This window comes from Paenibacillus odorifer, assembly GCF_000758725.1.
GTDB lineage: Bacteria > Bacillota > Bacilli > Paenibacillales > Paenibacillaceae > Paenibacillus_AQ > Paenibacillus_AQ odorifer.
The window spans coordinates 5,997,263-6,020,852 of sequence record NZ_CP009428.1 but is presented as its reverse complement, the minus strand read 5'-3'; the positions used below and the strand labels follow the sequence as shown (position 1 = coordinate 6,020,852).

Genomic DNA, 23,590 nt, shown 5'->3' with positions numbered 1-23,590 from the left:
ATGAGCGATGGAGTAGAAGCTATTATCAAAAATACTAAAAGAGCCAGAGAAACGCTGGATAGCAGCGGCACAGCTCCTTTATCCAAGAAGACACCGAAGAAACCCGCAATACAAGTTGCATGGAAACCCTTGCTCTCTGATTGGGGAATGGGTGCAATTATCCCGGTGGTGACGTTAGTCCTTTGGCAGCTGGCAGGGAGTACGGGGCTGGTCTCAGCAACCTTTTTGCCGACTCCGCTTTCGATTGCAAGAGCTTTTACCGACTTGTTGGTTACTGGAGAGTTAACTCATCATCTGGGTGTCAGCATGGGTAGGGCGGGCATCGGATTTCTTATTGGAGGTGTGTTGGGTCTTCTATTCGGCGTACTGACTGGCTTGTTTCGCAGTGTAGAATATGTACTCGATCCTAGCGTACAAGTGCTTAGGCTTGTTCCCCATTTGGCTATAGCGCCGCTCATTATTCTCTGGTTCGGGTTTGGAGAGATATCTAAAGTTGTGATCATTATGACAGGCTCATTTTTTCCGCTCTATATTAATACGTTTATGGGCATCCGCAATGTGGACAATAAATTGTTCGAAGTAGCTCGGGTATTAGGATTCAGTCCTTATCAGAAGCTGCGCAGGCTTATACTCCCGGCGGCGCTGCCTGGAATTTTGTTAGGGCTAAGGTTGTCGCTGGCTGTAGCTTGGATTGGTTTGGTTGTAGCAGAGCTTATTGGATCACAGTCAGGTATTGGGTTTCTTATCAATGAGGCGAAGCAGAACTCTAATACGGAGGTTGTATTCGTAGGCATTATTATTTTCGCAATTGTCGGTAAGCTGATCGATTCCTTGTTCCGGATTATTGAACGAAAGTTCCTGTTCTGGCGCGATAGTTACGAAGGCTAAACAAACTGAGGAGGTCTTGAACATATGAGTGGATCGGTGAAAAAAGGATCGGTGAATTTGGTGGCAGACGTGCTCGTTATCGGAGGAGGTCCGGCAGGAACGTGGGCAGCCCTTACTGCATCGGCGAAGGGGGCCAAAGTAATCCTTGCAGATAAAGGGTACTGCGGTTCAAGTGGGGCAACGGCACCGTCGGGAACGGGGGTCTGGTATGTGAAACCGGATGAGAAGCTCCGGAAAGAGGCAAAAGCAAGTCGTTATGCGCTTGGCGGTCAGCTGGCTGAATCTCGCTGGATGGACCGGGTGCTGGATCAAACCTATGCCAATATGAACAAGCTGGGTGTTTCCGGTTATCCATTCCCTGTAGATGAGCAGGGCAATCAATTCCGAAGAAGTCTGCAAGGACCGGAATATATGAAATTAATGCGTAGGCTGGTGAAAAAGGCAGGCGTTAAAATTCTAGATCACAGCCCAGCTTTGGAACTCCTGGCGGATGAGCATGGCGTAGCTGGAGCGGCTGGAGTTCATACTCAGAGTGGAGAAACCTGGACTGTTCAGGCAGGAGCAGTCGTCATTGCTACCGGAGGCTGCGCCTTCCTAAGCAAGGCACTTGGCTGCAACGTGTTGACCGGAGATGGCTATCTCTTCGCTGCTGAGGCTGGGGCGAATCTGTCCGGCATGGAATTCTCCAATGCCTATGCGATCTGCCCTACGTTCTCTTCGGTGACCAAGACGGCGTATTACAGCTATGCCAGCTTTTATTATGAGGATGGAAGCATTGTGGAGGGAGCCGGTTCCAAGAAAGGCCGTTCTGTAATTGCCCGGAATCTGTTGGCAGGTAATCAGGTGTACGCCAAGCTGGATGGGGCACCAGAGGATTTAAGACCGCTGCTGCGGGTGGCGCAGACGAACTTTTTCCTTCCTTTTGACCGCCAGGGAATTGATCCGTTCAAGGATGCGTTTCCGGTTACTTTGCGGCTCGAAGGCACGGTTCGGGGGACGGGTGGCATCCATATTACAGATGAAAGCTGCGGCACAGGTGTTCCCGGACTTTACGCGGCAGGAGATGCTGCTACCCGCGAGCTGATTTGCGGAGGTTTTACTGGCGGAGGCAGCCATAATGCGGCGTGGGCGATGTCTTCAGGTTCTTTTGCTGGTGAAGGAGCTGCTGTCTATGCACAGAGTCTGGGGTCGCACGCTGCGCAGCGTAGTCCAGTCGGCTTATCATCATCACCACTGGTGCATCAGGAAGTGAAGCCGGGAGTGGCGGCCCAAACGGCAGAGTATGTGTCTGCTGTACAGGCTGAGGTGAAGCCGTATGACATCAATTTGTTCCGGACAGAACAAGGGCTGACTTCTGCACTAGATCGTCTCGATGGGTTGTGGAAAGAGCAACGAAGCCGCGAAATTCAACGCACGCCAGAAGGGGTCAAGGCACGTGAAGCCGAAGCCATGACCGCAACAGCCCGCTGGATGTACAATTCTGCACTTGCTCGTACAGAGACGAGAGGCATGCATAAGCGTGAGGATTTCAAGGCTACAGATCATGGCCAGCATCATCGTTTGATCAGCGGCGGATTAGATCAGGTATGGGTGAAGACGGAAGCCGTGGCTAAGGAGGGTGTTCTATCGTGATTGAGGTGATCAGCGCTGCCAGATGTGTAGAGTGCAACCAATGTGTATCTGTCTGCCCGACTAATGTTTTCGAACGGGTAGAGGATGGCATTCCTGTTATTGCCCGGCAGAGCGATTGCCAGACTTGCTTTATGTGTGAGCTGTATTGTCCTGTCGATGCTCTCTACGTTGCACCAGACTCTGAGAATATTATTGGTGTGACAGAAGCGGAACTTCAGGAGCAGGGACTACTTGGCGGTTATCGTGAAAAAGTAGGCTGGGGTAAGGGCAGGCAGCCGGTAGCAAGCCATGACTTTATGTATAAATTGGCGTCGAGGGCAGGGTTCTGAGCTTGATTAAGATTTAAATAAATAGCATAAACCTAGGGGGAGAAACAATGAAACAAGCGTACAGAGAGATTCAAGGGAAACGTTCAAGGAAGATTCGTTTTGCACTTTTAACTACAATTATGATGGCCATGCTGGTGCTTCAGGCTTGCGGAAATAATACGGGCGGCAATGGAGCATCTGCCTCCGGGGGATCAAATACGGAGAAGGCGGGAGAAGAGGCCACGAGCGATGTTCCAGCGGTATTGAACTTTGGGTTTATCGGTTCCAACAAACTGAATGTGCCTGGCGGCGCAGAGGGTTGGGGCTTTTATAAAGGGATTATTCAAGAAGAGTTGAAGAAATACGGCATTACTGAAGTGAAGCTTACTGGCTTTCCAAACGGTCCGGATCAGACAGAATCCTTGATTAGTGGTCGGCTGGATATCGGCAGCCTTGGAGATACACCTGCTATTATTGCCTACGCTTCTGGAGCCAAGACCCGTCTGATTTCACAATCTTCCGCGAACACGATCGGTTATTTGATCGGCAAGAAGGATGGGCCCAAGACGGTGAAAGATTTGCAAGGTAAGACTATCGCAATTCAAAAGGGCTCCTTCATGCACCGCTATGTTGTTGGATTACTACAGGAAGAAGGAGTAACCGACTACAAACTCGTGCATATGCTCATTCCTGATGCTACCGCAGCTTTAGCCCGTGGAGATGTAGATGCTACAACAAATCTAGGCGTTCCTGCGCTGAAGCTGATTGACCAAGGCTACACTCACTTAGATGATGCCTCGAAGCACCCGAATCTGCTTGGTTCTAGCGCAACAGTTGTGTCTGAGGATTATCTGGCGAAATTCCCTGATTTTCCGAAGGCATGGAACGAAGCTAGAGAGAAGGCCTTGGCAGACTTGAAGCAGCATGAGGATGAGTATTATCAATTTCTGGCTGAAATCGGAGATACAACGCCTGAGCTGGCGAAGCAAGTGAATCCGATTAGTGATATCAAGGATACTGCGTTCACTGATGAAGGAATAAAGCTGCTGGAAGGTACCAAAAACTTCCTCGTCGAAGAGAAGTTAGCGAAAAAAGACTTCAATATTAGCGATTGGCAGTTGAAATAAAGTTGCTTAAAGGCTGCTTTAATTGAACTTAAGATTCTTCTATAAAGGTAATTGAGTGACTGCGGTGAATGTTTGGATTTTCGGCCGCCACTCCGCCACTCCTCCCTTTAGTGATTTTTAAGTTCAACTAACTCAGCTAATGGTGTAGGAGGAAAAAAGATGTCGCAGCTTAAGAAGGAAATGACAGTGGATGTCCTCGTGCTTGGCGGAGGTCCTGCTGGGGCGTGGTCGGCATGGAGTGCAGCCTCGCAAGGTGCAAAGGTAGTCCTGGCGGATAAGGGCTACTTGGGCACAAGTGGCGCAACTGCACCGGGTGGAACAACGTTGCTCGTTATCCCTCCCATTGCCGAGCTGCGGGAGCAGGCAGTGCAGGCCAGACTTAAGGCCGGCGGATATTTATCGGAGAATGCCTGGATTCACCGGGTGCTGGATCAGGTAGAGCAGAACCTGGCTCAAGTGGAGCAGTGGGGGTATCCGTTTCCGAAGGATGAAGAAGGAAACTCACTGCGTACCCATCTCCATGGACCAGAATATATGCGGATTATGCGAAAAGTTGTGCGCAAAGCAGGGGTCACAATTCTTGATCAGTCACCAGCGCTGGAACTTCTTCACGATGAACACGGTGTCGGTGGAGCGCGTGGGATCAACCGCCTGACAGGAGAGTCCTGGGAAGTGAAGGCTAATGCCGTTGTGATGGCTACCGGAGGTTGTGCTTTTCTCAGCAAAGGCCTTGGTTGCAACGTGCTGACAGGGGAAGGATTGTTGATGTCCGCAGAGGTGGGAGCTGATCTTTCGGGCATGGAATTCAGCCGCCAATATGCGCCAAGCTTTGCGGACGGAACCGTAACACGTGGCCGCATGCTGGCTTGGGCCACCCTTTATGATGCGGACGGTCATCCGTTGCATAGAGGGGATCGGACCTTTGGCAGCATTCCTGAGCTGATGCTGAAGGGTCCGGTTTACGCTTCGCTGGATCTGGCGGACACCGCGGAGAAACAGGATTTTCTTCGCAAAGCGCATCCGATTTTCTTTATGCCGCTGGAGCGGGCGGGAATTGATGCGTTTAAGCAGAAATTCCCGCTCACCCTGCGCTATGAGGGCACGATGCGCGGCACTGGGGGTCTGCGCTTGAGCGGCACGGATTGCCAGACGACCGTGCCCGGACTCTATGCGGCCGGAGATGCCGCATCTCGCGAGAAAGTGACCGGCGCCATCTCCGGCGGCGGGGCTTATAACGCTTCCTGGGCCATGTGCAGCGGAAGCTGGGCTGGGCAGGGAGCCGCGCAGCATGCGCTGTCCTGCCGAGGACAGGCGAACAGCCGCAAGCTGACCGCAGCGGGACGCTACGGGCTGGAGGCTGGCGCCGATGCCTCGGAAACGCTGGAGGTGAAGCCGCTAATCGCGGCAATCCAGCGTGAAATCTTGCCGCTGCAGATCAATTATTTCCGCAGCGAGCCGGGCATTTCTTCAGCCTTGAAGCGGCTGAATGCCTTGATGCCCTATTTGAACGGGCAGGCTCCTGCCAGCGTTCAGGGCATCGTGCAATCGCGTGAAGCCGCGGCTATGCTCGCGGTCGGCAGGTGGATGTACACCGCGGCACTCGCCCGGAAAGAGACCCGCGGACTGCAAAAGCTAGCGGAATATCCGGAGCTTGATCCGCGCCAGACTCACCGGCTAATCTTATCCGGTATTCAACATATAAGCATCAGTACAGAGGCTGTGCCCCATGCTCATGAACTGAATGCGCTGAAGGAGGGGCAAGCGATATGATCGAATTAATCAGCTTGGAGCGTTGTGTTGGTTGTAAGCTGTGTACGAAAGTATGTCCGACGAACGTATTCGAAATGCAGGGGAAGATTCCGGTCATTGCCCGTCAGGAAGATTGCCAGACCTGTTTCATGTGTGAAGCTTATTGTCCTGTAGATGCTTTATACGTGGCACCACAGGCGGATCAGCTGATCGGTGTAAATGAGGAGGCGTTAATCCAGTCAGGCGCGTTGGGAAGCTGGCGTGCTGAAATCGGCTGGGGACCAGGTGCGAATGGCTCGATGGCGGAGAGGGATACGACTCCTTATTTTGAAGTGTTTACCGAGCAGTACCGTACATGAATAAGCAGAGGCTTAAACCCAAAAAATCCGCCCGAAAGCTAGGCGGATTTTTCATATATTAGAAACTTACAGCAGGGCTTCGATAGCTGGTTCAATATCCAGCGGGTCCACCGTAGATTCGAATCTAGTGACAACATTGCCTTCGCGATCAATCAGGAATTTAGTGAAGTTCCACTTGATTTCGTCATTGTTCAGAGCCTCTGGATCTTTGTCTTCAAGCATGCTTTGCAGCAGCTTTCCTGAAGAATGGTTGATATCGAACCCTTCAAATCCAGCCTGTTCTGTTAGGTAGGTGAAAAGAGGGTGTTTAGCTTCGCCTTTTACGTCAACCTTTTCAAAGAGTGGGAAGGTTACCCCGTAATTAATTTGGCAAAATACATTAACCTCTTCATTGCTGCCGGGTTCTTGCTCTCCAAATTGATTGGAAGGAAAGCCGAGAATTTGGAGGCCACGTTCCTCGTACCGCTCATAAAGCTTTTGCAGATCTGAATATTGGTGGGTAAATCCGCACTTACTTGCTGTGTTCACTATCAGTAGTACTTTACCTTTGTATTGCTCTAGCTCGATATCTTTTCCCCGAATACTGCGTGCTGAATATTGATAAATGCTCATGGCTGCTACATCCCTTCAGTTAAGTTATCTATGCTTTTTGAAAAAGAACAGGAAATATTTATAATAATTAAATTGTAAACAATTCAATTATCGCTGTCAAACAATACAGCTTGAAGGAATTGGAACCGTAATTGCCAGGTTGGAATAGGATAGATAATGGGTATGGATCAGTCAAAAAAATTTATTGCGTTAAAGCTACTCTGCGTTCCATTATTATCTTGCATCGGGAACGTTTTTTGATTAAGATAGCAGAAACCAGCGCAAAAGCCGCGCTGACATAGATAAGGACTATGACGAAGAGAGTAAGCATTATAGCGGATCTTAACAGGGAAGGCGTGCCGGAGACTGAGAGCACCCTCATGAGACGATTAATGCCGAAGTTCACTTCCGAGTCGGCCCCTGAAGTAGTTTGTCACAGGTTGTGGCAGGTATGAGTAGGGAGGCCCGCGCCCCGCGTTACCGGGTGAAAGACAGAATTAATTCTTAGTCAGGGGAACATGAGATTCTATTCCTTTGTGCTAGTATTCGGGTTAATTCTAAATAAGGGTGGTACCACGGCTCCTCGTCCCTTGCGACGGGGGGCCTTTTTGCGTTCCAAATTATAACAAAAAGAGGGAGTGGAAGGGTAATGAGTAACGTGGAATTGGATGTTCTTAGAGGTCGTCTGGATGAAATTAATGGGCAATTGCTGGAGCTGATCTCCGAGCGGGCTAAGATTGTTCAGGAGATTGGAGTAGTTAAAGAAAAACAAGGTGTCCCTAAATTTGATCCGGAACGGGAAAAACAGATGCTGGATAAGCTCGTAGCGAGCAACAAAGGCCCTTTCACTAACGGGACGATCCGTAGCCTCTTCAAACAAATTTTCTCAGCTTCTCTGGACTTACAAACAGATGATCATAAAAAAACTTTACTGGTAGCCCGCAAGAGCCACAAAGAGGATACAGTGATTGTTCTGCCGGGAGATGTAACGGTTGGCGGTGCTTCTTCACTGATGGTAGCCGGTCCTTGCTCCGTGGAAAGTGAACTGCAGACTCGCACCGTAGCTGCTGCCCTGCAAAAAGCCGGAGTACGTGTAATGCGTGGCGGTGCCTTCAAGCCTCGGACTTCACCTTATGATTTCCAAGGGCTGGGAATGGACGGTTTAAGAATATTACGAGAAGCAGCAAATGAATATGGACTGCTGACCATCAGCGAAATTGTAGATCCAAGACATATTGAAGAGTCGCTTGATTATGTGGATATCATCCAGATCGGTGCACGTAATATGCATAATTTCGAGCTGCTAAAAGCGGTCGGAGAAGTCGACAAGCCGGTGCTGCTGAAACGTGGATTGGCTGCCACACTCGATGAATTCATCCATGCAGCGGAATACATCATGTCTCGTGGAAACACACAGATCATGCTGATTGAACGTGGAATTCGCACCTATGAAAAAGCGACCCGCAACACGCTTGATATCTCAGCAGTGCCAATTCTCAAACAGGAATGCCATTTGCCAGTATTGGTTGATGTAACTCACTCGACAGGCCGCAAAGACATCCTTATTCCATGTGCGAAAGCCGCACTCGCAGCTGGAGCTGACGGCATTATGGTGGAAGTGCATCCTGATCCTGCAACCGCATTGTCTGATGCCGCTCAGCAGCTGAACATTGATGAATTCAACACCTTCTTTAATGAAGTGAAAGCTTCCGGATTGTACCGGTAATCTAGAAATATAGAATTTGCATGATATTTTAAGGATTCGCTAGAAAATGAGGTGTATAAGCGCTTACAAGTCTAACTAATCTTTTTGTGAAGGTTAAGGTGGGTCGAGTACAATAAGCAACATTAGCGTTGCACCGGCCCCGGGTCTTTTCTGACAAAAGATCCACACATTTTAATAGTCACAGGAGGAAAATAGATTTTGAAGCAGCTTACCTTAAATAATGGGTGGTTTTCTAACACTCGAACCGATATTTTATCGGGGATGACCGTAGCCGTTGCGCTGATTCCTGAAGCGATCGCTTTTTCGATCCTGGCGGGAGTAAGTCCGATGGTTGGTTTATATGCCTCTTTTTGTATTGCGATTGTAACGGCACTTGCCGGGGGCAGACCCGGAATGATCTCGGCGGCTACGGGAGCTATGGCTCTGTTAGTCGGAAGTCTCGTACTAGAACACGGAATAGAGTATCTGTTCGCGGCAACTGTACTGGCTGGTGTGTTTCAGATATTGATGGGGATGCTAAAGCTGGGGCGGTTTATCACGTTTTTGCCACAGCCGGTCATGACAGGGTTTGTCAACGCGCTGGCGATACTGATTTTTATGGCACAGCTTACCCATTTTAAAGGACAAGGCTGGGTGATGTACGGACTGGTAGCTCTGACCTTGCTTATTATCTACATGGTTCCTCGGTTTACCAAAGCCGTACCTTCAGCACTTGTAGCGATCGTTATCGTTTCTGTTCTTAGCATCGCTCTTCATCTGGACGTAAGAACCGTAGGCGATATGGGGAATATTACAGCAACTTTGCCACTATTCCATCTCCCGCAAATCCCGTTCACGCTGGATACTCTGCTTATTATTTTGCCATATTCACTTTCACTGGCCGTAGTTGGGCTATTGGAATCCCTGATGACTGCCACCTTAATAGACGATATTACGGGCACAGGTAGTGATAAGAACAGAGAGGCGAAGGGACAGGGGCTTGCGAATGTAGTCACTGGTTTTTTCGGAGGGATGGCAGGCTGTGCGATGATTGGCCAATCGATGGTTAACATGAAGTCAGGAGGACGCACGCGTCTGTCCACGTTTGTGTCAGGAATCTTTTTATTATTCCTAATTATCGTACTTGGCGATGTGGTGAAGCAGATCCCGATGGGCGCGCTCGTCGGCGTAATGATAATGGTCTGTATCAGCACCTTTGAATGGAGCTCACTCAAAACTTTAACCCGTGTTCCGCTAAGCGATGCGCTGGTTATGATTGTGACGGTGGTCACCGTGGTGGTTACAGACAACCTTTCTATTGGGGTTTTGTTTGGGGTTCTGCTAAGTGCTTTAACGTTTGCTTGGAAAATAGCTTCGATCCGCCTAACTGTTCAGGAAGCAACCTCTTCCAAGACATATGCGGTTTCCGGCCAGCTGTTCTTCGGCACGACAAGCCACTTCATTCATGAATTCGCATACGAAAGCGATCCGGATCATATTATTATCGATTTTTTACACTCCCATGTGTGGGACCAATCCGCTGTCCATGCCATAGCGAAGACGATGAGCAAATACGCCGAGCATGGCAAAAAAGTCACCATTACAGGACTTAATGACCAGAGCTCACAGCTGGTTCAGCGGGTGGGATTATCATTACAGTAGGACATACAAAAAAATAACGGATACCCTCAAAAAAGATTGCGCTATGTGCGTGATCTTTTTTTTATAGCAGATATTAACTGAAAGAAAAGGCCAGCAAGGTTTTACTTTGGATTTAAAATAATATAAAGTATAAAGTGGATAATGTTTATCCGCTTTATACGCGGACGGTATTATCTACAGTTTGAATCAAGCTATTTACGTAAATCGAGGTGCTGTACATGCATATGAAAACAGGGGTAGAACAGTCGGTATATGCACTGGTTCTACTCAACATGCTGCCGGATAAGGCGGTGTTGTCTGGGGAAGCGATTAGCCAGCAGCTCGGAGCATCGGCGACCTATTTTCAGAAACTGTTAAGAAAGCTGGTAACCGCAGACATCATCACGTCTGTTCCTGGCATTAAAGGCGGTTTTAAATTAAAGAAAAGCCCTGAAGATATTCGTGTATATGACGTTTACCTCGCGGTGGAAGGCCAGCAGTCGCTGTATTCATCGAATGGGATTCTGGTAGACATGTTGGATTTAGAAAAAGAAGACAGCTGCTGCCTGTTATCGAATCTGATGGAAGAAGCTGAATCCTCTTGGAAAGCTGTATTAAAGCGAGAGACTATTGCTTCGTTGTCGGAGGAAATGCGTGCTGAACGCTTTAAAGATAAGATTGCAGTCTTAGAGGAATGGGTCAGCAATAAAATGGTCATCTAACCAAAGAAGGGATGTATTCGCATGAGATTAAGCGTATTGGATCAGGCACCCGTGACAAGCGGTAACACAGCGGAAGGTGCCCTGAATAAAGCAGAAGAACTGGCTATTTTAGCAGATGAGCTGGGATATAGCAGAATGTGGATGGCAGAGCACCATGGCGGAAATACTTTTGCTAGCTCAGCTCCGGAAGTAACGGCTGCCCGTTTAGCCGCCAAGACCAACCGTATTCGAATCGGCACCGGCGGTGTAATGATGATGCATTATTCTCCTCTTAAGCTGGCGGAAGTATTTAAAACGTTAAGTGCTTTTTCCCCGGGGAGAATTGATTTCGGTGTGGGACGAGCTCCTGGTGGCGATACAAGCGCCATGTACGCTTTATCTGAAGGCCGTGAGTTAATGCTGCATAATATGTATGACAAGCTTGGCATTACCATGCAACTGCTTAGTGATCAGATTCCGGAAGATGAGCTATATGCCAAAAATCTCGCTGCTCCAACGAAGGTGGCGCTCCCTGAAGTATGGTTGTTAGGCTCGAGCGGCAATAGTGCGCGAAAAGCTGCACAAATGGGAGTCGGATACTCCTTCGCACAATTTTTTAATGGTGCGATGAGTAATGAGATCTTGGACCATTACCGGAATAACTACCAGCCTTCTATCTTTATGGACAAACCAGAGATCAGTGTATCCTATATGGTGACCACAGCAGAAACGAAGGAAGAAGCTGAGTATGAAGCGTTACCGCAGGATATTTTTCGGTTGATGATGAGTAAGGGCCGGATTACTCAGGTGCTGACACCAGAAGAAGCTCAGAACATTTCGTTATCGGAAATTGACCGGATGTCAATCAAGGAAGGGCGCAAGATTCATTTGGTTGGTGCGGTTAAAGACATCGCCGTACGTTTGCAAGAAGAACAAGCACAATATGGATTCCAAGAAGCAATGATATGCAGCATCCCACATTCGCAGGAGAAACGGCTAGAGGTTTACCGACTACTGGCGCGTGAACTGCTAGGCTCTTGATTCTGGATAGCTAACCTTAACCCGCATTTGATGCGGGTTTTTTGTATGCTAATTTAGCTTTTGATCGGCGCATCCCCTCAAAAGACAATAAATTAACCCTACCGCCTCCTAAAAGTAACATTTGAATGCCTAACTTCATCTATGATTAATGAAAGATTTAATTTTAAAAAGAGGTAGGAAGTGATCAAGGATGTTTCCTTTACATAAATCCGTTACGCTGACAGCCTTGTTTCTAATGAATCTGCTGGCAGGTTGCCAACATCAGGTGGACCCATCCTCCCTTCAATCGGCTAACGACTACCACACCTCAAGACCGAAGCCAACGGACACCGCTGCAAATCTCATTAAGCTAGAGTGGAAGCTGGAGGATACAATCCCCGTAGTCTCTCAACTAATTGCTCCACCTACAGGCGCTACTTTGATTACAGAGAAGAAGCTGGAAGATTTCGGAGGAGTCAAAGTGAGTGTGTATACGATGGCTAGTGACGAAGACTATGTGTATGCCAGAACTTCTACTTCCAAAGGGCAATACAGTCTAGGGGCGATAGGAACTTATAATTATCGTCAACCGGAGGATATCAAGGTAGAAGTAGTGCGGCTGTTTAGCGAAAAGGTGTTGAAAATCACTGGAGGACTAGGAGCAAATAACTCGCTCAGTAACTATTATTTAATCGACGAGAGCGGTAACCCCTCGGGTTTGCTGCAAATTGATACCGGACATTCCAGAGAGCTGGATGTTGATCAGGATGGATCTTTTGAGGGTGTAGCCGCACATGGAAATCCGATGAGTGCCTACATTTACCGCTGGAATGTTGATCACGCTGAGATAACTTTCGTTAATGATGCTTTAAAGGCGGACTCCGTGGTGCTAACGGATGAAGGAATATATGAAGCTTCTAATATCGGGGACAAGCAGAGCAAAAAATTCCGGTTGACCGTAGAAGGACTGATCCCAGAGCGGTAACGCCATGACCACTGCTGTTGAAATATTTCCTGCGACCATTTACCCTAAACCTCCGTATAGACGGTTAAGCTTGAATGATTATCCATAATCTAGGAGGGGTATTGGATGAATATGCAAATGAATCCGAAATTGAAACAGCTGCGTCCGGGAAAAATAGTCAGCGGTATTGCAGCGGTGCTCATTGTATTGTTGATCGGCGCGAACTCTTTTGTATCTGTGGAATATGGGCATGTAGGTTTATACAAAACCTTTGGCAAATTAAATGACAATACATTGTCACCCGGCATTCATTTTAAAATCCCTTTTATTCAGACAGTGATTCAGGTCAATACACAGGTAACGAAGGCGGAGACCGATACTTCAGCCTCTTCAAAGGATCTTCAGCCTGTGTCCACACATGTGGCGGTGAACTATTCCGTAAATAAGGCTTCGGCCTTTAATCTGATGAACAATATCGGAGGTAATTTTGATAGTGTAATTATCAATCCGGCTATTCAAGAAATCGTTAAAGAAGTGACAGCCAAATATCCAGCAGAGGATTTGATTACGCGTCGTGATGTGGTGTCGAGTGAGATTAGTGAGCACTTAACCGCTAGGCTGGCAAAATATGACCTGATCGTCAACGATATTAACATCGTTAACTTTAAATTCTCGGAGGCGTTTAACCAGTCGATTGAAGCAAAGCAGGTTGCCCAGCAGCAGGCGCTGAAGGCGGAAAATGATCTCCGGCGGATTGAAATTGAAGCGAAGCAAAAAATCGCCCAGGCGCAAGCAGAGGCCGAATCTTTAAGACTTAAGAAGCAAGAGGTTACACCTGAGCTGGTGCAGCTGAAGCAAATTGAGGTTCAGGAGAAAGCGCTGGAAAAATGGAACGGCGTGCTGCCATCTGTAACAGGGGGAGCCACACCTTTTGTGGATGTTCAATCCCTGACTAAATAATTCATTATTGGGTTTCTGATTTATTTCACAATTTGCTTTATGCCAATAGCGGCTCGAACGCCAAGATGCCTCCTATTTACCTTATGTAATTCCGGGATTGGCTATACGGACACTCCCTAGTTTATCAACAACTGCTCCTCTGATAGGAAAGCCCTACTTCTATAGAAGTAGGGCTTTTTATACTATTAATATTGATAAAGCATCGTAGGAATTTGCCAGCCAGCGCCAACTGACCAAAAGAAGACATAATCGCCACGTTTGATTCGTCCGTCCTCGACTCCGCGTTGAAAGGCGATAAAAGGACTGCTTGTGGCTGTATAGCCGAACTCGTCGCCTACATAAATGAACTTCTCTGCGGTTAGTCCGAGTCCGATTTGGATGAGCTCGATATTTTTCAGTGAGAATTGTGAAAGACAGAATGCAGAGATATCGTCCGTAGTCAGACCGTTGCGTGAGAGAAGCTCTTTCATATCCGCTATAGCTGCGTCTACACACACAGTACCGTCAAAAGGGGTCCACCGTATCCGAATCTGCTCTGGGGTCATACCCTCTTGATAAATATTCGACAGGCCGCAGGCCGGGAACATAATATTCTCGGAGCCCTCAGAATCGGTGTAATAAAGGGAATCTATGAAGCCTGCATGCTCGTTGCTGCGCTCCAGAATCACTGCTGCTGCGGCGTCCCCAAAGTTAGGGTAAGTAATTTCATCATCTGTATTGCAGTTCACTGAACTGTAGTCGCTTCCTACGACGAGTGCGTACCTGATGCTGGGATTGGCTTGCATATAACGACTTGTCTGCTCCACGGCAGATACCATTCCTGCGCAGTTAGCATTGGAATCCTGCGTAATGGTCCGGTGTTTACCTTGAAGCATACGGTGTAGTAGAAGTGCATTGGTAGGATAGGTGTACTCTGGCGTCTGTGAAGCGAACATGATCATGTCCATATCCTCACCTTGCAAATTCGCTTCGCTAAGCACTTTTTGGGCAGCCTTTAATCCCATCGTCAGGGCATTTTCACCCTGTTCTTTTACGATGTATCTCCGGTCGCGACCCATGACTTCTAGGAATCGTTTGATGTCCTTGCCCATACTCTGAAAATGCTTCAGATAATATTCGTTATCTACGATATGCTCTGGGTGGTAATAAGCAGCTTGGCGAATCGTTATATGTCCCAAGTGGCGCCTCCTATGCTTCAATAATTTCGTAATTTTCTAATTTCGTAGCCCGTGCCACTCGGCTTAGCTGCATTTTTAGGACAGGGCTTTTGGCAATAATAAAGGTTACTTTTTTAAATCCGGATTGTTTATACAGTATGTAGCATTGCTCAAGCATGGGAAGTGTGTCCTTTGAGGATACATTCAATGTCTTGCAATCTAGGATGATCTCATATTGTTTCGGGTCGAATGCACTTATGATTTGGTTGTATTCATTAATGAAACGTCCTGCATCTTCTGGCGACATAGTTCCTTCGACTTGTACATTCAGTTTTTGATCTGCAGCATTTGTGGCGAAATTGAAGATTCCCATTTTTGATTAATCTCCTCCTAAGTATTATCTAAGAAAAATTTTGATGAATAGGATAAAAAAACCTATTTATCTAAGACTATTATCGTATTTTTAATTGGGAAAGTTTAGGGGATTAAACCTTTATTTTTTTAAAAAGATAATTTAGGGAATGATAAACTACTTAAAATCCATAAAATCTGCACAAATTAAGGTTTGAGGTAGGCATGCTCACCCTGTTTGCTTTGCAAAGCAGAGTTCTATTGGTATGATTACAGAGATGAAAAAAACTACTATCCAAATCATGGAGGAATAATAAAAATGAGCGAAATTACACTATCGGGGATTATTGATCATACACTGCTTAAAGCAGATGCACGGAAAGAAGACATTATTAAATTGGCGGAGGAAGCTAAAACTTATAAGTTTGCTTCTGTCTGCGTAAACCCAGCTTGGGTAGCTACTGCCCATGAAGTGCTGAAAGATACGCCTGAGGTTAAAGTATGTACAGTTATCGGCTTCCCGCTGGGATCATCGACAACAGAGAGCAAAGCATTCGAGACTACCGATGCTATCGCTAAAGGTGCTGGCGAGGTGGACATGGTCATCAATATCGGAGCATTAAAAGATGGCAACGATGAGCTGGTTAAACGTGATATTGCAGCCGTTGTAGATGCAGCTCGTGGCAAAGCACTGACAAAAGTCATCATTGAGGCTTGTCTGTTAACGGAAGAAGAAAAAGTTCGTGCCTGCAAGCTATCTGTTGAGGCTGGAGCAGATTACGTAAAAACATCCACTGGATTCTCTACAGGCGGGGCAACGAAAGAAGATATCGCGCTTATGCGTGCTACAGTTGGACCTAATATTGGTGTAAAAGCTTCCGGTGGTGTACGTAGTGCAGAAGATGCACATGTAATGGTACAAGCAGGTGCAAGCCGTATTGGAACTAGTGGTGGTGTAGCGATTGCTAAAGGCGAAACAAGCCAAAGCAATTACTAAGCCGAGGGGCTGAATCGGAAGCGGCGAGTGAGGAGGACAAGCTCAATCGCCGCTGTCCTGATTCAAGCTATTAACCGATCAGTTTGATTAGGAATTGTGTTTTATACATAAGGTTGAGGTTTTTATTAATTTATATTGAAAGCGTTATCCAGTAGGTAGAGGACACTAGCAGAAGCATTTGACCAAAGTACAATAATTCACACCGGAATAATGAGATTTTTTTCTTTTCAAATGATGTGGTTTGTGAGAGAATGAGTACAATTCAAAATTGTTAATCATTTCTATACTTAATTATAGGGGAGGAAATACCTATGTCAGAAGATCGCAAGCTGTCGTTTGAAACTTTGGCTGTCCATGCAGGCCAGGAAATTGATCCAACTACTTTCTCACGTGCTGTACCGCTTTATCAGACCACTTCCTACGGGTTCCGTGATGCTGATCATGCAGCCGATCTGTTCGCGCTTAAAGAATTCGGCAATATTTATACTCGGCTGATGAACCCAACTACGGATGTATTTGAACAGCGTGTGGCGGCACTTGAAGGTGGGGCAGGTGCGCTTGCTACAGCTTCCGGGGCAGCGGCTATTTCCTTTTCCATTCTAAATATTGCGGGCGCTGGGGATGAAATTGTATCTGCTGCAAGCCTGTATGGCGGAACTTATAATCTTTTCTCGACAACACTGCCTAAGCTTGGTATTAAGGTTCATTTCGTAGATTCGGATAATCCTGAGAACTTCCGTGCTGCGATTACAGATAAGACCAAAGCTTTGTATGCAGAAACAATCGGCAACCCACAGGGAAATGTTCTGGATATTGCGGCAGTTGCAGCGATTGCCCATGAACATGGGATTCCTCTCATCGTAGACAATACGTTCCCAAGTCCATATTTATTGCGTCCGATTGAGCATGGCGCGGACATTGTTGTCCATTCAGCAACCAAATTCATCGGTGGACATGGTACATCCATTGGTGGGATTATTGTTGACGGTGGTAAATTTGATTGGAAGGCAAGCGGTAAATTCCCAGGTCTTACGGAGCCAGATCCAAGCTATCATGGAGTGGTTTATACGGAAGCGGTGGGCCCGGTTGCTTATATTATTAAAGCCCGCGTTCAATTGCTTCGCGATTTAGGGGCGGCGATTTCTCCGTTCAACTCTTGGATGCTGCTGCAAGGTCTGGAGACTCTTCATTTGCGGATGGAACGTCATAGCCAGAATGCGCTGAAGGTAGCACAATATTTGGAGGCACACTCCGATGTGGAATGGGTAAGTTATTCGGGACTTCCTACGCATCCATCTCATGAATTAGCGCAAAAGTATTTGCCTAAAGGCCAAGGTGCGATCCTTACTTTTGGTATTAAAGGTGGAAGTGCTGCGGGACGTAAATTGATTGAGAATGTGAAGCTGTTCTCTCATTTAGCGAATGTTGGGGATTCCAAGTCATTGATCATCCACCCAGCAAGCACAACACATGCACAACTGTCGGATGAAGAGCAAATCACAGCCGGAGTAACGCCGGAATTGCTGCGTTTGTCGATCGGGACGGAATCCATTGATGATATTATCTATGATCTGGAGCAAGCTATTGCAGCCAGTCAACAATAGAAGTTTATATTTCGAAAAGCATTACCGCTCTGCGGTGATGCTTTTTTTGTTGCCTAAAAAAGTTGGAATATTCATCGGATTTGGCAACGCTTGCATATTTCAGGTGTGGCTCCCGTATTTATAAGTGAGGTAATGAAATGTCGGTCGCTTATGTTATATAGCTTGGCATACCGGCAGCAATCCAAAGATAAAGGGTGGGTGCGAGGATGAAGGGTGAACGTCAGCAGGATGGTTTGCGGAGTAGTGAAGAGCGCCCGTTCAAGTTCATGTATAAGGCTGGTGATCGGACTGTGGGAATGGAAATGAGCCAAGCTGGGTCCGTAGCCTCGGCTGCCGCAGAATTTATCGCTGGAGTAGAGCAGAGGGATGTCATTGAGCCTTTGAAGCGGTCTTATTATAAGCGGCCGGGGGAACCATCGACATTCCTAGTGCTGCGTGAAGGAAGAGAAGAACGTCTTGCTGGACGGGAAGGAACAAGGACTGCTCAAGCGGGCCCTTGTTTGATACGGAGTGAGGAATGGCTGCTGGAACCAGAGCTGTTCTGTCTTTATGAGAACTGGTTATCTAGCGAGGATGAACTGCAAGCAGCCCGGATTCTGCAGCGAATCTCTTATCGTCTGCGCGCAGCTGCTGCCGAACTGCTCGAATCGCCGGATGGCGAATGGGCAGCGGTCACCCTGCTGCATCCAGAGTCGCTTGCGGTGGCGCAGCCCGCCAAGCTTGCCGCGCTTCAGGACGCGCAGCTCGAAGCGCTGTTCGCTGCGGTGGCGGAGAGCCAGCGGCAAGGCGGCGATTGCCGCCTTGACCTGCTGGTCGCCTACACCGCAAGCGCAGCCGAATTCGCCGCGAAGCGCGAATTCATCGAAGACGTGGCCGATCAGACACTCGGCCACGCTTATGCGGCGGCATGCCGCATCGGGGTGCTGATCGCGCCCGATGTGGAGCCTGCCGCCGCTGCGGAAATCGCGCGTATCGCCGATTTCCTAGTGCTGGACGGCGCGGCGGGCGAACACGCGCCGGAAGAGACCGCCGCGGAGGACTTCGCCCTGGCGGCGGGGAAGATCTTTGCCGCCGTGACGAGCGTGAAGCCGGCGGCGGTGGTGCTCGCCGCGGGGACACCGGCAGCGTCGGCTTTGGCCGATCTGTATCAGATCGGGCTCAGCGGGATCTTTTGCAGCGCCGGTCAGCGGACCGAAGCGCTGCTGAGAGCGGCCTGCCTGATCTGGATCGCCAGGCAGCGAGAAACGCTGGATACTGCCGCCGGTGGAAGGCAGTAAGCTTTTTCTGATGAACGATACGGTGCAGTTCATATAAGAATCGTAAAAAGACTTCAGAGCAGCGATTATCCGGTTATCGGGGAATCGTTGCTCTGTTTTTTTGGTCGTTAGCTGCCTGCTCCACAGCGTACATATATCCCTTTACTCAATCGCTACACTCAACCTCCGTGCTCAATACTGTACTCAACCTCCGTACTTAAACTAATCTGCACTCATGCTTTGTATTTAAACGCCGTACTCATACCGGGTACTCCTACCCTGTGCCCAACCTCCGTACTTAAACTAATCTGCACTCATGCTTTGCATTTAAACTCTGAACTCAACCTCCGCACTCCTCAACCCCCGATGCTTAAGGACCCAGATGACGCTATTTGCCTGATTTTAGCTTTTTAAGCAAAGTTTCGGAAACCAGAGACGCTATTCGTTAGGAAGAGGTACATATTTGGTGCTTTTCAAGTCAATAGCTGCAATGGGGTCCGTTAGAATACCAAATGTGTTTAAAACCAGCGATTAGGGTCAGCTGAGTCCTATAGTAGCTACATACGCGAGCAACATGCATCATTCTTTCATCAATCGTGTCGTACTCATGCTTTGCGCTCAACCTCTGTACTCAACTCCGCACTCCTACCATGTGCCCAACCATCACACTTAAACTAATCTGTACTCACACTTTGTATTCAAACTCCGTGCTCAAACACTGTACCCACCGCACTTAAACTAATCTGCACTCAACCTCCGCACTCCTCAACCCCCGATGCTTAAGGACCCAGATGACGCTATTTGCCTGATTTCAGCTTTTTAAGCATGGTTTCGGACACCAGAGACGTTATTCGTTAGGAAGAGGTACATATTTGGTGCTTTTCAAGTCAATAGCTGCAATGGGGTCCGTTAGAATACCAAATGTGTTTAAAACCAGCGATTAGGGTCAGCTGAGTCCTATAGTAGCTACTCAAACTAATCAGCATCGAACCTCTGTACTATCACCAGGACCAACAAGGCAACATTAGTTTTGGAACATCCACATTTGTTTCCAGCTTCTTCTTACATTTTACATAAACAGGATATTGACAGTGGAGGCTCGAATTTTATTAGCATCTTACTGAATAGGGGTGCTGTAGATGTCCACGAATTTTAGAGTTGGCTTGCAAAAGGTCGTAGATCATTCTTACGATATTGAGATTGGGGAAGGTCTTTTTGGCGCTCTGATTGAGGATTTAAAACGTGGAATTGTCGAGAATGTAAGCAAATTCGCGATTATTACAGATTCCAAAGTTGAAGCCCTGTATGGGCAAGCCTTGCTGGAACAACTGCTTCAGAATGATTTTCAAGCGGAGCTTTTTTCTTTCCCTGCTGGAGAGAAGTCCAAAACCCGAGAAACGAAGGCAGAGCTGGAGGATCGGCTATTAAGCCGTTCTTATGGACGAGATTGCTGTATCCTTGCCATTGGAGGCGGGGCGGTAACGGATTTGGCAGGTTTTTTGGCTGGAACATTTGGTCGGGGAGTGCCAAGTTTGAACTATGCAACTACCCTTTTAGCAGCAGCGGATGCTTCTATTGGTGGTAAAACGGGCGTGAATACACCGGTTGCAACCAATCTAATTGGTGTTTTTCATCAGCCTAAAAAGGTCTACATCGACCTAGCCACTTGGAGAACGCTTCCGGTACGTGAGCTTCGCAGTGGTTTGGCTGAAACAATCAAACATGCCTGCATCGCGGATGCTGACTTTTTTGAGTTTCTTGAACAGAATATGGAGCGAGTTGTCTCCTTAGAAGGCGAACTTGTATTAGATCGAGAGGTTTGCGAACGGATTGCTTTTCATAATTGTGAGATCAAGTACAGCGTGGTGGAAAAGGACGAACTGGAGAGCAACCTGCGCCAAATTCTAAATTTGGGGCATACTGCTGGCCGAGCGTTAGAGGCTTTAAGTGGTTATGAATTATTACATGGTGAAGCTATTGCGATTGGACTCGCGGTTCAGGTGCAGCTGGCAGAGCAGTTGGGGTATGTAACGGCTGACGAAACTCAGCGTATGATTGCTTTGTTGAAGAAGGCGGGACTTCCGACTGAAATACCAGCAACCATTACAAATAGAATGCTGATCGATAAGATGTATACGGATAAAAAGGTTCGCAAAGGGCGTATACGGTTTGTGTTCCAAGCTGGAATTGGAGTGATGAAGTCTTTTGAAGGTGGAGCTTATTCGACGCCAGTCGAAGAGCAAGTCCTATCCGAGCTTTTAAATAAAATACGCAGTTAAGATAGGAAAACGTTATTTTAAATTTATGACGAATAGCCCAGAAGGTAGGGTTTACTTTTTCGTTCAAGGTGGTATTATTAAAATATAAGTTGCACTAAGGAAATATAGTTGTACTGTTGCAACAATGATTATCATTCTCACTACTCATAGTTATCATTCATGCTGTCCCGGCTAAGCCGGGGCAGCATGTGTCATTTTAGGGGTCTTAAGAATGGCTCTCATTATCATTTAGACAAAACAAAGCGTGTGCTCCCGAAGCAAGTTTTGTTGCGAAGAGAAGTCAATGAAGTAATCCTACACAAAACTTTCAGGATGGTGATTATTATGCAAGCAACATCAAAACATTTACCCCAGCAAACCTCAATCTCCGGCAGCATGAAGAAACCAGGCGCTCCAAAACGCCGGTTCGATGTGAGAGCCATGCTCAGCAACTCCGAGATGCAGGCTGCGCTTGGCAGCGGAGTGCTTATGCTTTTTGCTTGGGCTATGGGTAGCTGGTCAGAAGTTTTCTCTATAGTACTTTATGTTATTTCGTATACCATTGGTGGCTGGAACAAAGCCAAAGAAGGCGTTGAGACGCTCGTCAAAGAACGTGATCTCGATGTGAACCTGCTGATGATTGCGGCTGCACTAGGCGCAGCTACCATTGGGTACTGGAATGAAGGTGCTATGCTCATCTTTATTTTTGCGCTTAGTGGAGCACTTGAGAGCTATACGATGGAACGGAGTAAGAAGGATATTTCCTCACTTATGGCCTTAAAACCAGCCACAGCCATGCGGATTGAAAAAGGAAGCATGAACGAGGTAGCTATTGATCAGTTAGTAATCGGAGATCTGTTGCTTGTACGTCCAGGGGATCTTATTCCTGCAGATGGTAAGGTGTACAGAGGAGAATCGGCAGTAGATCAGGCTTCCATTACAGGAGAGTCAGTGCCTGTTGAAAAATGTGCCGGCAGCGAAGTATTCGCAGGTACGGTCAATGGAGAAGGTCCTCTTTATATTGAAGTAACGAAATCAGCAGAGAACACACTTTTTTCCAAGATCATTAAGATGGTAGAAGAAGCAGAGACGGATGTTCCAAATTCACAGCGATTCATTAAAAGACTGGAAGCCATCTATGCACGGGTAGTTCTCGCCTCGACTGTGGCTCTTATTTTCCTTCCACCCTTTTTGCTGGACTGGAGCTGGAGCGCAACCTTTTATAAAGCGATGGTTTTTCTTGTAGTAGCCTCGCCTTGTGCGTTGGTCTCATCGATTATGCCTGCGATGCTGTCGGCTATTTCCAAAAGTGCGCGAAAAGGGATTTTATTTAAAGGCGGGGTCCACCTCGAAAATATGGCCCGGACCTCTGTTGTAGCTTTTGATAAGACAGGGACCCTTACAGAGGGAACTCCGCAGGTGACAGACTTTATTGCAGCTGAAGGCTACAACCGGGAAGAATTACTGGCGATTAGCGCATCCATTGAGCATATGTCCCGCCATCCATTGGCGGAAGCCATTGTGCGTAAAGCTGAGGAAGAATATCTGGAGCTGCGAGGTGTGCAGGAAAGTAAAACCATCACTGGCTGGGGAATTGAAGGTCAAGTTGACGGGCATCTCTGGAAAATTGGTAAGTCCAATTTACTGGATGAGCTGACTTCGTCTGCGATGGATTCTGAGCTAGCATTCTGGAGAACTAAACGGCAGCAGTTGGCGGAAGAGGGGAAGACTGTCTCCATTATTTTGGACGGTGAGCATATTGCAGGTATGATTGCATTGCAGGATACAGTTCGCCCACAAGCAGAAGCTGCAGTGCGGAAGCTGCAGGAGCTGGGGATTAAAGTGGCTATGCTTACGGGTGACCGGGAAGCTACAGCAAAAGTTATTGCGGCTTCAACCGGAGTAGATTTAGTATTTGCCGACCTTTTACCAGAGGATAAAGTAAAGCATATTAAGGCGCTTCGTGAAAAGCACGGTAATGTTGTGATGGTGGGTGACGGTGTGAATGATGCGCCTGCTCTGGCTACAGCGACTGTTGGCATGGGTATGGGCATGAAAGGCAGTGGTGCAGCGCTTGAGATAGCCGATGTAGTGCTTATGAATGATAATATTGAAGAGATCGCCTCGACCATTTCATTGGCACGGCGTTCACAGCGTATTGTGAAGCAAAATATGATTTTTGCTGTAACAGTAATCGCGGTTCTGATGATCAGTAACTTTGTGCAGGGCATCGCCCTTCCTTTTGGCGTGATCGGTCATGAAGGCAGTACGATATTAGTTATTCTTAATGGGCTGCGATTGTTGCGGTAAGAGGTCAGTGAT

The 23,590-nt window shown here is 47.5% G+C and carries 20 protein-coding genes; 17 read left to right on the top strand and 3 right to left on the bottom strand.

Annotated features, from left to right (window positions below):
* From PODO_RS26245 to PODO_RS26220, 6 genes are all read left to right on the top strand, one after another.
* Entirely contained in the window at positions 1-888 is an 888-nt protein-coding gene (locus PODO_RS26245) for an ABC transporter permease (protein WP_036680293.1), read from the top strand.
* Between the two features lie 24 nt (positions 889-912).
* Entirely contained in the window at positions 913-2,520 is a 1,608-nt protein-coding gene (locus PODO_RS26240) for an FAD-dependent oxidoreductase (RefSeq protein ID WP_036680291.1), read from the top strand.
* Positions 2,517-2,849: a 4Fe-4S dicluster domain-containing protein gene (locus PODO_RS26235; protein WP_036680289.1), complete on the top strand. Its 333-nt coding sequence runs from the start codon at positions 2,517-2,519 to the stop codon at positions 2,847-2,849. The genes PODO_RS26240 and PODO_RS26235 overlap by 4 nt, the downstream gene beginning before the upstream one ends.
* 47 nt (positions 2,850-2,896) lie before the next feature.
* The gene (locus PODO_RS26230) at positions 2,897-3,955 is read left to right on the top strand and encodes an ABC transporter substrate-binding protein (RefSeq protein ID WP_038573371.1); all 1,059 of its coding nucleotides are present in this window, start codon (positions 2,897-2,899) and stop codon (positions 3,953-3,955) included.
* A gap of 159 nt (positions 3,956-4,114) precedes the next feature.
* On the top strand, positions 4,115-5,725 hold the full coding sequence (locus tag PODO_RS26225) for an FAD-binding protein (protein ID WP_038573370.1): 1,611 nt from the start codon (positions 4,115-4,117) through the stop codon (positions 5,723-5,725).
* Positions 5,722-6,063, top strand: coding sequence for a 4Fe-4S binding protein (locus PODO_RS26220; protein ID WP_036680283.1), 342 nt, complete (start codon positions 5,722-5,724; stop codon positions 6,061-6,063). Before PODO_RS26225 ends, PODO_RS26220 begins: the two co-directional genes overlap by 4 nt.
* Positions 6,064-6,129: 66 nt before the next feature.
* Here the strand turns inward: PODO_RS26220 and PODO_RS26215 are convergent, their stop codons facing one another.
* Entirely contained in the window at positions 6,130-6,675 is a 546-nt protein-coding gene (locus PODO_RS26215; protein ID WP_038573366.1) for a glutathione peroxidase, read from the bottom strand.
* 628 nt (positions 6,676-7,303) lie between these two features.
* Here PODO_RS26215 and PODO_RS26210 point away from each other — a divergent pair.
* The 6 genes from PODO_RS26210 (at position 7,304) to PODO_RS26185 (ending at position 13,645) form a co-directional block, all read left to right on the top strand.
* Positions 7,304-8,380 carry a bifunctional 3-deoxy-7-phosphoheptulonate synthase/chorismate mutase gene (locus tag PODO_RS26210; RefSeq protein WP_036680279.1) on the top strand — a complete coding sequence of 359 codons (1,077 nt, stop codon included), beginning with the start codon at positions 7,304-7,306 and terminating at the stop codon, positions 8,378-8,380.
* Between the two features lie 195 nt (positions 8,381-8,575).
* On the top strand, positions 8,576-10,021 hold the full coding sequence (locus tag PODO_RS26205; RefSeq protein WP_038573365.1) for a SulP family inorganic anion transporter: 1,446 nt from the start codon (positions 8,576-8,578) through the stop codon (positions 10,019-10,021).
* A gap of 218 nt (positions 10,022-10,239) precedes the next feature.
* Positions 10,240-10,722, top strand: a complete 483-nt coding sequence (locus PODO_RS26200) for an RrF2 family transcriptional regulator (protein WP_038573363.1) — start codon at positions 10,240-10,242, stop codon at positions 10,720-10,722.
* Between the two features lie 21 nt (positions 10,723-10,743).
* A complete protein-coding gene (locus tag PODO_RS26195) occupies positions 10,744-11,742 on the top strand; it encodes an LLM class flavin-dependent oxidoreductase (RefSeq protein ID WP_038573362.1) in 999 nt (332 codons plus the stop codon).
* A gap of 190 nt (positions 11,743-11,932) precedes the next feature.
* On the top strand, positions 11,933-12,706 hold the full coding sequence (locus tag PODO_RS26190; protein ID WP_038573360.1) for a hypothetical protein: 774 nt from the start codon (positions 11,933-11,935) through the stop codon (positions 12,704-12,706).
* A gap of 105 nt (positions 12,707-12,811) precedes the next feature.
* A complete protein-coding gene (locus tag PODO_RS26185) occupies positions 12,812-13,645 on the top strand; it encodes a prohibitin family protein (RefSeq protein WP_036680268.1) in 834 nt (277 codons plus the stop codon).
* A gap of 185 nt (positions 13,646-13,830) precedes the next feature.
* Here the strand turns inward: PODO_RS26185 and PODO_RS26180 are convergent, their stop codons facing one another.
* The gene (locus PODO_RS26180) at positions 13,831-14,823 is read right to left on the bottom strand and encodes a ketoacyl-ACP synthase III (protein ID WP_038573358.1); all 993 of its coding nucleotides are present in this window, start codon (positions 14,821-14,823) and stop codon (positions 13,831-13,833) included.
* Positions 14,824-14,833: 10 nt separating this feature from the next.
* Complete coding sequence (locus PODO_RS26175; protein ID WP_038573356.1) at positions 14,834-15,175, bottom strand: hypothetical protein; 342 nt, start codon at positions 15,173-15,175, stop codon at positions 14,834-14,836.
* A gap of 297 nt (positions 15,176-15,472) precedes the next feature.
* Here PODO_RS26175 and deoC point away from each other — a divergent pair, with 297 nt between their 5' ends.
* The 5 genes from deoC (at position 15,473) to PODO_RS26150 (ending at position 23,578) form a co-directional block, all read left to right on the top strand.
* Entirely contained in the window at positions 15,473-16,150 is a 678-nt protein-coding gene (deoC, locus tag PODO_RS26170) for a deoxyribose-phosphate aldolase (protein ID WP_036680262.1), read from the top strand.
* 311 nt (positions 16,151-16,461) lie between these two features.
* On the top strand, positions 16,462-17,754 hold the full coding sequence (locus PODO_RS26165) for a homocysteine synthase (protein WP_038573355.1): 1,293 nt from the start codon (positions 16,462-16,464) through the stop codon (positions 17,752-17,754).
* Positions 17,755-17,960: 206 nt separating this feature from the next.
* Positions 17,961-19,031 (top strand): hypothetical protein, encoded by a 1,071-nt coding sequence (locus PODO_RS26160; RefSeq protein ID WP_038573354.1) that lies wholly within the window; start codon positions 17,961-17,963, stop codon positions 19,029-19,031.
* Positions 19,032-20,149: 1,118 nt separating this feature from the next.
* Positions 20,150-21,289, top strand: coding sequence for a 3-dehydroquinate synthase (gene aroB, locus PODO_RS26155; protein ID WP_038573352.1), 1,140 nt, complete (start codon positions 20,150-20,152; stop codon positions 21,287-21,289).
* A 324-nt stretch (positions 21,290-21,613) separates the two neighbouring features.
* Positions 21,614-23,578: a heavy metal translocating P-type ATPase gene (locus PODO_RS26150; RefSeq protein WP_038573350.1), complete on the top strand. Its 1,965-nt coding sequence runs from the start codon at positions 21,614-21,616 to the stop codon at positions 23,576-23,578.
* The last annotated feature ends 12 nt before the right edge of the window (positions 23,579-23,590 follow it).

Coding starts and splice junctions, on each gene's coding strand:
- PODO_RS26245 (WP_036680293.1), top strand. CDS start 1: ATGAGCGATGGAGTAGAAGCTATTATCAAAAATACTAAAAGAGCCAGA.
- PODO_RS26240 (WP_036680291.1), top strand. CDS start 913: ATGAGTGGATCGGTGAAAAAAGGATCGGTGAATTTGGTGGCAGACGTG.
- PODO_RS26230 (WP_038573371.1), top strand. CDS start 2,897: ATGAAACAAGCGTACAGAGAGATTCAAGGGAAACGTTCAAGGAAGATT.
- PODO_RS26225 (WP_038573370.1), top strand. CDS start 4,115: ATGTCGCAGCTTAAGAAGGAAATGACAGTGGATGTCCTCGTGCTTGGC.
- PODO_RS26220 (WP_036680283.1), top strand. CDS start 5,722: ATGATCGAATTAATCAGCTTGGAGCGTTGTGTTGGTTGTAAGCTGTGT.
- PODO_RS26215 (WP_038573366.1), bottom strand. CDS start 6,675: ATGAGCATTTATCAATATTCAGCACGCAGTATTCGGGGAAAAGATATC.
- PODO_RS26210 (WP_036680279.1), top strand. CDS start 7,304: ATGAGTAACGTGGAATTGGATGTTCTTAGAGGTCGTCTGGATGAAATT.
- PODO_RS26200 (WP_038573363.1), top strand. CDS start 10,240: ATGCATATGAAAACAGGGGTAGAACAGTCGGTATATGCACTGGTTCTA.
- PODO_RS26195 (WP_038573362.1), top strand. CDS start 10,744: ATGAGATTAAGCGTATTGGATCAGGCACCCGTGACAAGCGGTAACACA.
- PODO_RS26190 (WP_038573360.1), top strand. CDS start 11,933: ATGTTTCCTTTACATAAATCCGTTACGCTGACAGCCTTGTTTCTAATG.
- PODO_RS26185 (WP_036680268.1), top strand. CDS start 12,812: ATGAATATGCAAATGAATCCGAAATTGAAACAGCTGCGTCCGGGAAAA.
- PODO_RS26175 (WP_038573356.1), bottom strand. CDS start 15,175: ATGGGAATCTTCAATTTCGCCACAAATGCTGCAGATCAAAAACTGAAT.
- deoC (WP_036680262.1), top strand. CDS start 15,473: ATGAGCGAAATTACACTATCGGGGATTATTGATCATACACTGCTTAAA.
- PODO_RS26165 (WP_038573355.1), top strand. CDS start 16,462: ATGTCAGAAGATCGCAAGCTGTCGTTTGAAACTTTGGCTGTCCATGCA.
- PODO_RS26160 (WP_038573354.1), top strand. CDS start 17,961: ATGAAGGGTGAACGTCAGCAGGATGGTTTGCGGAGTAGTGAAGAGCGC.
- aroB (WP_038573352.1), top strand. CDS start 20,150: ATGTCCACGAATTTTAGAGTTGGCTTGCAAAAGGTCGTAGATCATTCT.
- PODO_RS26150 (WP_038573350.1), top strand. CDS start 21,614: ATGCAAGCAACATCAAAACATTTACCCCAGCAAACCTCAATCTCCGGC.